Origin of the sequence: Listeria grayi, from assembly GCF_900638015.1 — a bacterium.
Lineage (GTDB): Bacteria > Bacillota > Bacilli > Lactobacillales > Listeriaceae > Listeria > Listeria grayi.
On the sequence record NZ_LR134483.1, the window covers coordinates 2,710,512 to 2,724,491 of the forward strand.

Annotated in this window: 10 protein-coding genes; 4 read left to right on the top strand and 6 right to left on the bottom strand. The window is 42.4% G+C overall.

From position 1 onward, the window contains the following. Positions 1-63: 63 nt before the first annotated feature. From EL241_RS13385 to EL241_RS13715, 6 genes are all read right to left on the bottom strand, one after another. Positions 64-1,758 (bottom strand): CocE/NonD family hydrolase, encoded by a 1,695-nt coding sequence (locus EL241_RS13385; protein WP_036105343.1) that lies wholly within the window; start codon positions 1,756-1,758, stop codon positions 64-66. Between the two features lie 27 nt (positions 1,759-1,785). After that, entirely contained in the window at positions 1,786-3,933 is a 2,148-nt protein-coding gene (locus tag EL241_RS13390) for a DNA topoisomerase III (RefSeq protein WP_126320667.1), read from the bottom strand. A gap of 5 nt (positions 3,934-3,938) precedes the next feature. Then, positions 3,939-5,720 (bottom strand): DNA helicase RecQ, encoded by a 1,782-nt coding sequence (gene recQ / locus EL241_RS13395; RefSeq protein WP_036105340.1) that lies wholly within the window; start codon positions 5,718-5,720, stop codon positions 3,939-3,941. Positions 5,721-5,919: 199 nt separating this feature from the next. Beyond that, the gene (gene guaB, locus EL241_RS13400) at positions 5,920-7,386 is read right to left on the bottom strand and encodes an IMP dehydrogenase (protein WP_003756862.1); all 1,467 of its coding nucleotides are present in this window, start codon (positions 7,384-7,386) and stop codon (positions 5,920-5,922) included. A 320-nt stretch (positions 7,387-7,706) separates the two neighbouring features. Next, entirely contained in the window at positions 7,707-9,329 is a 1,623-nt protein-coding gene (gene abc-f, locus EL241_RS13405) for a ribosomal protection-like ABC-F family protein (protein ID WP_036105338.1), read from the bottom strand. A 103-nt stretch (positions 9,330-9,432) separates the two neighbouring features. After that, a complete protein-coding gene (locus tag EL241_RS13715; protein WP_159099837.1) occupies positions 9,433-9,585 on the bottom strand; it encodes an RAxF-45 family protein in 153 nt (50 codons plus the stop codon). A 203-nt stretch (positions 9,586-9,788) separates the two neighbouring features. Here EL241_RS13715 and EL241_RS13410 point away from each other — a divergent pair, with 203 nt between their 5' ends. From EL241_RS13410 to EL241_RS13425, 4 genes are all read left to right on the top strand, one after another. After that, a complete protein-coding gene (locus EL241_RS13410; protein ID WP_036105334.1) occupies positions 9,789-11,228 on the top strand; it encodes a glycoside hydrolase family 1 protein in 1,440 nt (479 codons plus the stop codon). 134 nt (positions 11,229-11,362) lie between these two features. Further along, positions 11,363-12,721, top strand: coding sequence for a PTS sugar transporter subunit IIC (locus EL241_RS13415; protein ID WP_003756854.1), 1,359 nt, complete (start codon positions 11,363-11,365; stop codon positions 12,719-12,721). A gap of 21 nt (positions 12,722-12,742) precedes the next feature. After that, positions 12,743-13,645, top strand: a complete 903-nt coding sequence (locus EL241_RS13420; RefSeq protein ID WP_036105333.1) for an ROK family protein — start codon at positions 12,743-12,745, stop codon at positions 13,643-13,645. After that, positions 13,645-13,956 (top strand): PTS sugar transporter subunit IIA, encoded by a 312-nt coding sequence (locus tag EL241_RS13425; protein WP_036105330.1) that lies wholly within the window; start codon positions 13,645-13,647, stop codon positions 13,954-13,956. Before EL241_RS13420 ends, EL241_RS13425 begins: the two co-directional genes overlap by 1 nt. Positions 13,957-13,980 lie beyond the last annotated feature (24 nt).

The following is a 13,980-nucleotide window of genomic DNA, read 5'->3' on the forward strand; positions in this document are numbered from 1 at the left end:
ACTCTTTTTTGACAAATACTTTCTTATTTTATCATGGTTTGAAGTTTGCGTACAGATAACTTTTTACTTAATTATCGGTAGCAGAATATGTGAGGGGTGATCCGCATCATGATAAATTTGTTGCTGCGCCGGCACAGATTCTACTGTATCGATGAAAGTTTTTCCTGTGTTCGGGTTAGGATCGAATCTCGGGAAGTTGCTAGATGAGATCTCCACACGAATCTGATGCCCCACCAAGAATTTATTACTCGTCGACCATAAATCAATGGTATAAAGCAATAGCTCTCCTTGGACATTCGTATGTTGTTTGGTAGAACGAATAATTCCGTCTGCAAGGTTATACGCTGTACCGTCGGGCGCTACATCAACCAATTTAGCTGTAAAATCTGTGCTTACTGCATCTGTTTTCGCCCATAACTGAACTTGTACCGGACCTGTGACTTCTAGCGCTTCTTGAAGTGGAGCGGTAGTATAGCAGAGGATATCTTCACGATCTTCTAACACGGACTGATCGTGCGGACCATCGGGCTGTTGTTCTTTATGAAGCGTCCCGCCACCACATGAAGGAACTGGATTTTCGGGATCATATGTATAGCTGTCCGGTACTTCTGCTTTCGGCTTCGCAAAACTTGCTGTCCCATTTCCCGATTTGGAATTTGCTTCCCCTTCGCTATGGAAATATAACGGTGTGAAATGCGTATTTTCCAATGGCCAATTTTTCGCTTCCTTCCACTCATTACTACCCATGACAAAATACTCAATCGGTGCCGCCGCGGTTTTTGGCTCGATACCTTTCAACCAATAATCAAACCACTCCAAATGAAAATCATGTCTACTAGCTTCTCCCCATTTGTTAGCTGCCATTCCAAAATCACGTTGTCCGATCATTTGAACAAAATTCGCATGTGTCCATGGACCAATAATCAAGCGGTCTCCTAAACCTTTACGATGACCATTCTGGAAATTTGCGATCGTTTTATCTAAAAAGCAATCGTACCAACCTGCAACATGCATACCGGGAACCTTTATTTTTTCATAATTTTTCGCCGCGTCGATCGTTTCCCAATGCTTGTGATCACGCTCCAATTGAAGCAGTTCCGTATAATATGGCATTGCATCTGCTTTTTTCATTGGTGGCCAATCCAGATACGGTTTGTAATCATACCATTTCTCGATATTGGAAAGATCCTTGACCAGCTCATTCATTTTATCAGCGTATTCTGGTGTACCTGCATATTTTCGCACCATCATATCTGGTAAAATCGATTCCAGATTCCATGTTTCCCACATTCCTAATTCCAAAGCGCCGTCATGGTCATTAAAAACGTCTGTCATACTGTTTTGCGCCATTATCGGTGCAATCGTTTTTAAGTGAGGAGCACCACTTATTGCTGCTAGAACTTGTGTAAATCCGTAGTAAGATAAACCAAACATTCCTACGTTGCCATTACTGAAATCTTGGACTGCTAGCCATTCGATGGTATCATAGCCATCGTCTACTTCGGCGATGTATGGAACGAATTCCCCCTCTGAACCATATCTTCCTCGAACATCTTGGACAACAACTACATAGCCATTTTCCGCAAAAACTTGTGGCCGTAAAAAGTGCAAACCATATGTTTTGCCATAAGGTAATCGTGTGAGTAGAACTGGATACTTCCCTTCCGCAGCGGGTCTGTATATGTCTGCGGAAAGTTTTACACCGTCTCTCATTTTGATTTTCACATCTGTTTCAATAACGATTTTTTGATGTTTCACGTGAAACACTCCTTTGATTCCATTAGGTTATTTATCTAATTTCAACTTTTTAAGCGCTTCTGCCATTGGGTTATTAGTAAATTCATCATGGTCTTGTTTCTTTAGATAGTTATTGACTTCTTTTTTCGACACATTCTTATTTTTGTCTTTATCTTTGCGTTTCTTGAAGACGGATAGCTTCTCGCGATGTCCACACACACATGTGAAAATTTGATTTTCCCCTTCGCCGCGCAGCTCCATCTTCTTATGGCAATTAGGGCATCTTGCATTAGTAGTCCGAGAAACTGATTCTCTTGTATTACAGTCTCTATCCTGACATACTAGCATCGTCCCTCGTTTACCCTTCACTTTTAACATCAGCTTCCCGCAATTCGGACATTTAGTCGACGTAATATTATCATGTTTAAAATTTTTGTCATTTTGTTTGATTTCCGTCACTGCTTTTTGCGCATATTCTCGCATTTCGCCGACAAAAACACGATAATCCAGGTCACCAGCTGCTATTTTGGATAACTTTTGCTCCCATTTAGCAGTTAAAATCGGCGACTTTAGCTCATTCGGCACTAATTCTAACAATTGTTTGCCCTTAGAAGTAAGAAATATTTCCTTACCTCGTTTTTCAATCAAGAAACTATTGAATAATTTTTCAATGATATCCGCCCTTGTGGCAACTGTTCCCAGTCCTCCGGCGTTATCTAATGTCTTTGCTAATTCTTTATTGGTGCTTTCCATATACTTAGTTGGGTTTTCCATAGCGCTTAACAATGTCGCTTCATTGAAACGAGCTGGCGGCTTCGTTTTACCGGTTTCCAGCTGCAATGATTGTAGCGTGATCGCACTGCCTATTGCTATTTTTTGAGATTCCTGTCTGCGGGAGTCTTCCCCATATACTGCTTTCCAGCCAAGCTGCTTCACACTGATTTCTTTCAGCTGAAAGATTTCCTTGTCGATCTTGGCTTCGATTTTCTGCTCCATATACACATATGGAGCAGAAAGAACCGCTAGGAACCGTCTCACGACCAAATCATATATTTTCTTTTCTCGATCGTTAAACTCACTCCAGTATACGGGTTCTTCAGTCGGGATAATTGCATGGTGATCGCTCACTTTACTATCGTCTACAAATGATTTAGATGCTTTGATCGGCTTGTTGCGGATCGCTTTTGCAAACTTCGCATAGTCACCGTGCTCCACAGCTTCCAATCTTTCTTTTAGCGTAGGTACGATATCCACAGATAAGTAGCGTGAATCGGTTCGCGGATAGGTCAGCACTTTATGTTTTTCATATAATCCCTGCATGATCGTAAGTGTCTCTTTTGCTGAAAAATCAAAGCGCTTATTTGCGTCACGCTGTAATTCTGTTAGATCATAAAGATTTGGCGCGGATTGGCGTTTTTCTTTTTCATTTACAGCAGAAATTTCCATTTTTTTGTTTTTTAGAACAGCAACTAATTTCTCTGCTTTTTCTTTTTCATAAACAGGTCCATTGTTCCACGTGAAACTTCCTAAGTTCGTTTGGGCTTTGATATTATAATAGTCTACTGGCTTGAATGTTTGGATCTCTTTTTCTCGCGTATCAATGATCGCGACAGTTGGTGTTTGAACACGACCACACGATAGTTGGGCGTTATACTTTGTCGTTAGCGCTCTGGTAGCGTTGATTCCGACGACCCAATCGGCCTCAGCTCTGGCAATAGCAGAACGGTATAAAGGAAGGAAGCTGTCGCCGGGCTGCAGACGGGCAAAGCCTTGCTTGATGGCTTTATCTGTAACAGACGAAATCCACAGACGCTTAACAGGCTTCTTTATTTTCGCGTATTCTAAAATCCATCTCGCAACTAATTCTCCTTCTCGTCCGGCATCGGTGGCGATCACGATTTCTGAAATATCATTGCGGTTTGCCAATTTTTTTACTAATTCATATTGTTTACGTGTTTGTTTGATAGGTTCTAATTTCATTCTATCCGGCAAAATCGGGAGATCGTTAAGTTCCCAGTTGCGGTATTTAACATCGTAACGTTCTGGGTCTGCTAATGTTACTAAATGACCGAACGCCCATGTCACGATTTCTTTATTTCCTTCGATATAGCCATTCCGTGATTGGTTTGCACCTAATACTCGAGCAATATCTTTTCCTACCGAAGGCTTTTCTGCTAATATCAATCTCTTGGACATTTATGTCAATCCTCTCTTTTGTCTTCCACATTTTGTAAAACTTCTAAAAAATAAGTGCCGTACTTCTCTAGTTTTGCTTCCCCTACACCTTTTATATCGAGTAGCGCTTCTTCGTCTTTAGGAAGATAGAGGCACATTTCGCGTAAAGTATCATCAGAAAATATAATGTATGGCGGTACTTGAAATTCGGAGGCCAAAGAACGACGGACGGTTCGTAATTCATCAAATAGTTCTTCATCTACATTCATTTTCACTTTTTCTGCACGTCTTGCTTGTTTACGGAGTACAGCGCGTTCGCCGCGAAGCACCTCTACGGCAAGTTCTGAAAGCTGAAGCGCTGGGAATTGTCCATCTGTCGCTAATAGATAGCGTTCTGCTGTTAAATAATCTAAGAGCTGCAGCACTTCGTTTTGAGGCACGCCCTTCATTAAACCATATGTGCTAAGTTCATGGAACCGCCAGCTCTGCACTTTTTTATCCTGAGAACCAGTAAGAACTTTGGCAACCATTGCCTTGCCAAAACGTTCACCCATTCGCTTTACACAGGAAAAAGCCTGCTGCGCTTCGATTGTGATATCTACTCTTTCCCTTGTATCTAAGCAATTGCTACAATGTTTGCACTCCGGCGCTTCATCTCCGAAATACTGGACGATATATTTTTGCAGGCAGATTTCAGTATAGCCGTAGCCTGTCATTTTGCGTAGTTTTAAGTATTCATTTTGTTTGTATTCCTCGCTAAGTTCGGACTGATCGATCAAAAATTGCTGGATATGCGCATCTTGCGGAGCAAAAAGCAAGATACAGTCACTTGGCAGTCCATCTCGTCCGGCGCGCCCCGCCTCTTGGTAATAAGCTTCCATATTGCGCGGTATATTATAATGGATAACAAAGCGTACATTCGATTTGTTGATACCCATTCCAAAGGCGTTTGTTGCAACGATCACGGTAATATCATCATATAGAAATTGTTCTTGGTATTCCGCTCGGGCTTTATCAGACATTCCGCCATGATATTGACCGGCCGCGATGCCGTTTTTGTTTAAAATAGCTGTGAGACGCTCCACCTCTTTTCGAGTGGATGCGTAAATAATACCAGCTTGCTCGTGATTTTTCTTAAGGTAATCTAGCAAATATTTATCTTTATCTTGGCCTTTTACGACTTGAAAAGATAGATTTTCTCGGGAAAATCCTGTTTGTACTCGGTTATTGTAGGTAATACCGAGCTGATCACATATATCGCGGGCCACGTCTTCTGTAGCGGTAGCTGTCAGCGCAATAATCGGCGGTTTTGGCTGAAGTTCCGCTAATACGTTGGAAAGTACGCGGTAACTTGGTCTGAAATCATGTCCCCATTGGGAGATACAGTGCGCTTCATCCACCGCCATCAATGAGATGGAAGTTTGTTCTAATAGGCGTCTGAAACTAGGGGTTTCCATTCGTTCCGGCGCGACATATAGCATGTTTATTTCTCCAGCCGCTGCGGCTTCGAGCCTTGCATCTATTTCTTGGCCGTTTAATGTACTATTAATATAAGTAGCTGCGACACCTTCTGCAAGAAGTGCATCTACTTGATCTTTCATTAATGAGATCAAAGGCGACACAATGATTGTAAGTCCGCCAAAAAGCAAAGCAGGAATTTGGTAACAAAGCGATTTCCCGCCTCCGGTCGGCATGATAGCGAGGACGTCTTGCTTGTCGATGAGTTTCTCAATAACGTCTTGCTGTCCTTCGCGAAAATCTTCATAGCCAAATTGATTTTGTAAAATTTGTTGTGCTTGTTGTATCATGCGAGCTTTTCGCCTCCTCTATCTATTAGTATATCGGTTTTGCACATAGAAATGAACCTTTTAGGCGAAAGAGATTTGTTGGGATATTTTGTTTTTGTAAAGCATTCTCCTCTACTTACCATAAAACAATGAAAAAAACGTGCTTTCTTGAAGGGTTTGACCCGCAAGAAAGCACGTTTTTGATATAGACATTTTTTTATTATGAAATGCTGTAGTTTGGCGCTTCTTTTGTGATTTGGATGTCATGCGGATGGCTTTCGCGTAATCCGGCACCTGTCATTTTCACGAATTGCGCTTCTTCGCGAAGATGTGCCAAATCTTTGGAGCCAGTATAGCCCATACCAGAACGGATCCCACCTACTAATTGGAAGATGATGTCGCTGATCGAACCTTTATAAGGAACGCGACCTTCGATACCTTCTGGAACCAATTTTTTGGCATCTGCTTGGAAATAACGGTCTTTGGAGCCTTTTTCCATTGCAGCCAGGCTTCCCATCCCGCGATACGTTTTAAAACGGCGGCCTTGATAGATCTCTGTTTCGCCAGGGCTTTCATCGGTTCCTGCTAGCATGCTTCCAAGCATTACTGCATGTCCACCAGCAGCCAATGCTTTTACAATATCTCCAGAATATTTGATCCCGCCGTCAGCGATGATCGTTTTACCGAATTCTCTTGCAACTGTCGCACAATCGTAAACCGCTGTGATTTGCGGAACGCCTACACCGGCAACAACACGTGTCGTACAGATCGAGCCAGGGCCGATGCCGACTTTTACAATGTCAACACCAACTTCGAACAATGCTCTAGCGCCCTCTGCTGTCGCCACGTTACCAGCTACGATCGTTACGTCTGCAAAAGCTTGGCGGATTTCCGCCACTTTGCTGATAACGCCTGCTGAGTGTCCGTGTGCTGTATCGATAACGATCGCATCAGCGCCGGCTTCTACTAATTTTTCAGCACGGATAAAGGTATCACCTGTGACGCCGACAGCAGCTGCAGCAAGTAGGCGGCCATGTTTATCTTTAGCAGAATTTGGAAATTCAATTACTTTTTCAATGTCTTTGATCGTGATAAGTCCTTTTAGCGTTCCGTTATCGTCCACTAACGGCAACTTCTCAATGCGATGTTTTTGCAGGATCTTTTCTGCTTGTTTGAGCGTCGTCCCTACAGGCGCAGTGACTAGATTTTCTTTGGTCATAACTTCTTTGATGACCGTCGCATAATCAGAAATAAAGCGCAAATCGCGGTTCGTGAGGATTCCGACTAATTTCTTTTCCTCTTCATTATTAACGATCGGCACACCGGAAATACGGTATTTCCCCATTAGATGTTCTGCATCAAATACTTGGTGGTCTGGTGTCAAATAAAATGGGTCGATGATAACACCGCTTTCGGAGCGTTTTACTTTCTCAATTTCTTCTGCTTGTCTTTCGATGCTCATATTCTTATGGATAACGCCGATTCCGCCTTGTCTAGCAATCGCGATCGCCATTTTTGACTCGGTGATCGTATCCATTCCGGCACTCCAGATCGGAACGTTTAGTTTCACAGCGTGGGTCATCTCTACACTTAGGTCTACATCATTGGGTAAAACTTCTGAGTGAGCTGGAACAAGTAAAACATCATCAAACGTTAATCCTTCTTTTTTAAACTTATTTTCCCACATCGCTAACAAACACTCCTTTTTATTTTTTCCTAAACAAAAAACGCATAACTCTCTTCCTATAAAGAAAAAGGCGGGAAAAAAAGACTCCCACTCTGATGCGATTTGCTATAGGTTAAATGGCTTCGTTTCACTACATGAAACTTGGGTATTGATATGATGTTACAAGAAGGAAGTTATGCTTGTCAAGCACCTCAGAATAGTTATTTTATTCAGAAAAAATTGCGTTTTCTGAATAAAATAAAATCCCTTTAAAGTAAGCGCTACCAATGAATAGCCGGATCAAAACGCTATTTCAGCAGATTCTGATCCGGCTATTCCAATCATTTATTTGTTTCTTTTCGTTTAAAATGTGCATAGGTGTAGTTGCCTTCATAACTGACTACTTGTTGATTCTCCATCCACAGCACACGACTGCATAGTTGATCGACAAAATAACGGTCATGTGAGATTGTGATGATCGTACCCGGGAACTTTTGTAGCGCTTCTTCTAAAACCTCTTTTGAGGCGATATCCAGATGGTTCGTGGGTTCGTCTAAAACCAATGTGTTTACCTCGCGATGGATAAATTGCGCTAGCCGCAACCGCATTTTTTCGCCGCCACTTAATTGACTTACTGGCCTAAAAACAGTTTCGCCATAGAACAAGAAATTAGCCAACAAGTGTCTTGCTTCTCCTTCTGTCACATAAACTTTATCACGGAAAGTCTCTAAAACGGTATTCTCTTCATCCAATTCCTCCATTTGCTGGCTGAGATAGGCTGCTTTGACATTTGTCCCAAGCAAACACTCCCCTTCCGACACTTTTTCCGTGCCAAGCATGATTTTTACTAAGGTCGATTTCCCTGCGCCGTTTCCACCTAAAATAGCTACACGCTCTCCCTGCCTGATCTGCAGATCGACATTCTCCCAGAGCGGTTTGTCGGTAAAAACTTTTGCTGCATTTTTTAATACGATGACTTCTGTCCCACTTCGTTCTGCCTGCTCAAAATGCAATCCCATCTGTTTCTGTTCTAAAATCGGTTTTTTGACGCGCTTCATTCTAGCTAACGCCTTTTCCATGTTTTTTGCCCGGCGAAACAACGAGTCGCTTGGTGGATTTGCTTGCAATGCCCACTCGCGAAGCTGCTTGATCGCTTGTTCCATTTTCTTGATTTTCTTCTGTTGATCTTTATAATTTTGAAATTCCAACAGCAGTCGCTCTTCTCGTTCTTTCAAATATCCACTGTAATCCGTATAGTAAATAAATAACTCCTGATTTTCCAATTCCACGATTTTTTCTGCTACTTCATCTAAAAAGTAACGGTCATGTGAAATCAAAACAATACTGCCGCGATAATTCTTCAGATAAACAGCCAGCCATTCTAAAGCGCCTAGATCCAAGTGATTCGTTGGCTCATCCAGTAATAGCAGATCTTTAGGTTGTACAAGCAAACGCATGAGAGCCGCCTTCGTCTTCTCCCCGCCGCTTAGTGAGTTGAACGGTCTTTCCAATAAATGTGGAATCCCTAAACCTGTTGCAACTTTCTGGATCATACTTTCCATTTCGTAACCGCCGTTATCCGCAAACAACGCTAGTTTTTCCCCATATTGCTGTAATAATTTTTCCGAAAGATCTTCTGCCATCCGTTGCTCCAGCATGCGCAAATCCTGCTCGATCACGTTAAGCCCTTCAAAACCTTTTTTGGCATAGTCGATCACACTTTCATTTTCCTGTGATTGAGGGATCTGCTCCAAAAGTCCGATCACACTGTTCTTTTTCGTGGCTACTGTCCCGCTATCTACTGGCTCAATGCCCGCCAATATCTTGAGCAACGTGCTCTTTCCTTCTCCGTTCCGACCAATAAAGCCTATTTTTTCGCCTTCTTCTATTTGTAGTGAAACGTCTTCCAATATTTTATTTCCTACGAAGCTTTTATTTACATTTTGTAAACTTGCAATTATCATTTTTATTTCCTCCTTGAGAACAAGAAGCAAATCATCTATTGTTTCACGTGAAACAATTAAAAAAGAGCGACAGACAGCATGTCTATCGCTCCAACCTGTATACTTATACCGTTGTGGTAGATTCAATGCTTCTTTTTCGACTATTCGTTTGTTTAAAAAAGGACAGACTGATCCCTTGAACGAAAATAGTGGAAATAATTGCACGAACAAAATATAAGAATGTCATTAAATTAGAACGCGCAATTGTAAAAAGCATTGTTTCTTCACCACCTTTTTGATTTATTACCTATAGAATATAATATCTCAAAAAGCTTGTCAAACTGTATTGAAACAGCACGTTTCAATACTGAAACTTTTACCATTAACCTGAAACAATGACCAAAAACGAGAAAAGTATTTATTTTTCCGCCGAAAACGTTTACATTATAAATGCAATATTCTTTCACTGGAGGTGCTACAATGGAACACAAACGCTTGAAAGGTTTTCCTGAAGATTTTCTCTGGGGCTCCGCATCTGCTGCATACCAAGTGGAGGGTGCTTGGGAAAGCGATGGCAAGGGGCGTTCGGTCTGGGATGAATTTGTTCGTATTCCCGGTAAAACATTTAAAGAAACAACTGGCGATGTAGCTGTCGACCATTATCATCGCTATAAAGAAGATGTTGCTTTAATGGCAGAGCAAGGGCTTAAAGCATATCGCTTTTCTATCGCTTGGAGTCGTGTTATACCACAGGGCAATGGCGAGCCAAATGAAGCTGGCTTACTCTTCTATGATAATCTTATCGACGAATTGATCTCTTATGGGATCGAGCCGATCGTGACACTTTATCACTGGGATCTTCCTCAGAGCCTGCAAGACCAGTATGGTGGATTTGAATCCAGACAGATCGTCAAAGATTTCACGGATTATGCCGAACTTGTCTTTCAGCGCTATGGTGACCGTGTTCGCTATTGGGTAACGCTGAATGAGCAAAATGTCTTTATCTCGCATGGCTATAGCAGAGCTTCTCACCCGCCCGGCGTAACTGACAGTAAACGAATGTTTTTAGCAAATCATCATGCCAACCTTGTAAATGCTTCTGCAATCGCAAAATTCAGAGAGCTCGGTTTAGCAGGAAAGATCGGACCAAGTTTTGCTTACGGTCCGAATTACGCTTTGGATGCTTCTCCTAAAAATGTGCTCGCTGCTGAGAATGCAGAAGAATTCAATGCGCATCTCTGGATGGATGTTTATGCGTGGGGCGAATATCCCCCTATCGTCATGAACTATTTAGAAGCAAATGGGATCGCTCCTGTTGTCACTGCAGAAGACCAAAAGCTTCTAAAAAAAGGAACACCGGATTTCATGGGAGTCAATTATTATCAGACAAACACCAATGCATATAATCCATTAGACGGTGTCAGCGAAGGAAAGATGAATACGACTGGTCAAAAAGGGACGAGCGAAGAATCTGGAATTCCAGGACTTTTCAAAACGGTAACTAATCCACATCTTGAAAAGACCAATTGGGACTGGGAAATTGATCCTACAGGACTTCGGATCGGACTCAGACGAATCGCTAGCCGCTATCATCTGCCGATCCTGATCACGGAAAATGGACTTGGTGAGTATGATAAATTGACAGCAGAGAATGAGATACATGATCAGTATCGAATCGACTATCTACGTGCTCATGCCTTAGCAGTGCAAGAAGCAATCACAGATGGCGTGGAAATGCTTGGCTACTGCACATGGAGTTTTACAGATCTGCTTAGCTGGCTGAACGGTTATCAGAAGCGCTATGGTTTCGTTTATGTAGATCGCGATGAAACGGATGAAAAAGAGTTAGCTCGTTTCAAAAAAGACAGCTTCTATTGGTATAAGGATGTCATCGCTTCTAATGGCGCCAACTTAGAATAAAAAGGGAATCTATCCTCTGATCCACCAAATGTAAGCGCCTGCAAATCATGGCTTTCTTGCTATTGAGTTTCACAATCAAGGTTATACCGCTTAATAAGCGTTAAACAAATATTAAAAATTGGGAGGTTCCAAATATGAGTATCATGTCCAAATTTGAAAGTGGTATGGAACGCGCACTTGTTCCTGTAGCGAACAAGCTTAATTCACAGCGCCATATTGCAGCAATTCGTGACGCATTTATTCTAGTTTTTCCATTAATTATGGCTGGTTCCATTATCACGCTAATCAACTTCGCAGTCCTTTCACCAGACGGATTTATCGCTAAGATCTTATTCTTAGGTAAACTTTTCCCGCACTTAGCTAGTGCACAGGTTGTTTTTGCACCAGTATTGCAGGGTTCCACAAACATAATGGCGATCTTAGTCGTTTACTTAGTAGCCCGTAACTTAGCATTGTTCTTTAAACAAGACGAACTCCTCTGTGGGTTGACCTCGATCGGTGCGTTCTTTATCGTCTATACACCATACCAAATGATCGACAACCAAGCATTCGTCACTACAAAATTCTTGGGAGCTCAAGGGCTTTTCGTAGCAATCATTGTCGGCGTTATCACTGGGGAAGTTTTCTCCCGTCTAGCTCGAAACGAAAGATTGACGATCAGAATGCCGGAACAAGTTCCTCCAGCAGTATCTCGTTCTTTCAAAGTATTGATCCCAGTAGTTATCATCATGGTATTGTTCTCCATCTTGAACTACGTGATCACATTAGTAGCACCTAAAGGTATCAATGACCTTGTTTATACTGTAATCCAATCACCACTTAAAGATATGGGTACAAACATTGTATCTGTTATCATTATCGGACTTGTTTCCAACTTACTATGGGTTCTTGGTATCCACGGACCAAATACAGTTGCAGCTATCCGCGACAGTATTTTCACCGAACCAAACTTAGCTAACCTTTCTTATGTAGCAAAACATGGTTCTGCTTGGGGAGCTCCTTATCCAGCAACATGGGCTGGCCTGAATGACGGATTTGCAAACTACGGTGGATCTGGTATGACACTTGGTCTATTGATCGCGATCTTGATCGCTTCTCGCCGAGCTGAGTATCGTGATATCGCTAAACTATCGATCGCACCAGGGTTATTCAACATCAACGAACCAGTTATTTTCGGTCTTCCGATCGTGTTGAACCCGATCATGTTCATTCCGTTCATCATCACTCCAGCGGTTTGTACATTAGTTGGTTACTTCTTCATCTCACTAAAAATCATTCCACCGGTTGCTTATCAAGTACCTTGGACTACTCCTGGTCCACTGATTCCATTCCTTGGAACTGGCGGTAACTGGCTTGCCCTTCTAGTCGGGTTGCTGTGTGTCGTTATCTCAACGATCATCTACTTACCGTTTGTACTTGTAACAAACAAAGTAGCAACTTCTGACAAAAACATGGATGAAAAAGCAAAAGCTGATGCACAAGAAGCACTTTAAGCAAATTAGGAAGTGAATATAATGACAACAAGTAAAACTCAATTTGCAGCTTTCGATATTGGTGGAACGGCCCTTAAAATGGGGGTCGTTTTGCCAACTGGAGAAATAACTGCCATCGAGTCGAAAAATATAACCGCCTTTAACGGCCAAGAGATCTTAGACGGAATAAAGGGCTGGGTAGCTACTCATCCGGAAGTTACAAGAATCGCGATCAGCGCGCCGGGATATGTGAACCCGGAAACAGGTCTGATCACTATGGGAGGAGCTATTCGTGATTTTGATGATTTCAACATTCTCGAATGGATCGAAAAAGAAATACATTTGCCGGCAAGTATCGAAAATGACGCAAATTGCGCACTGCTTGCTGAAAAATGGTTGGGAGCAGCACAAGAACTAGATGATTTTCTTTGCCTGACGATTGGAACAGGAATCGGCGGCGGCATCTTTTCAAGTGGGAAATTGATCCGTGGGGGGCGTTTCCGCGCTGGGGAGTTCGGCTATATGTTCAGTTCCCGGCCTGGCTCCTTCTCTCCTGGGAGCTATACACTGAATCAAACAGCTACCATGCACATTTTGCGGAAGCAATACGCAGAGCAAACAGGCAAAGCCTATGCAGCTGTAACAGGAGAAGAGATTTTTGCTGGGTATGACAACCATGACCCTGTCTGCATTCGTCTTGTAGAAAATTTCTATAATGATATTTGCGCGGGGTTGTACAACTTGATCTACTTGTTTGATCCGACGCACATTTTTATTGGCGGCGGGATAACAAGCAGACCTACTTTCATGCAAGAACTACAAGAAAAAATGGACTGGTTCGGCCTGCGGGACACGATCCTGCTAAGTGCTACCCATAAAAACCAAGCTGGCTTGCTTGGTGCTGTCTATCACCATTTGAGCAGGCATAAGGAGGTAAATGTATAATGAATGAATTAGAAATGATCATTTTCAACATGATCAGTGAAGTCGGTTCAGCAAGAAGCTCTTACTTAGAGGGGCTCAGAGCGGCTCGTGAAGGTGATTTTGAAGAAGCCGAGGCGAAGCTCAAGGAAGGCAACGAAAACTTGAATAACGGCCACCACGTCCATCACGGACTTATTCAAAAAGAGGCTTCCGGCGAAACGATCGAATTCAAACTGCTACTTATCCACGCAGAAGATCTATTGATCACGACTGAAACACTGAAAGAACTCGTTGCAGAGTTCGTCCATGTTTATCGTAAAATCGAGAAATAAGGCAAAAACAGCTATCTGTAATCA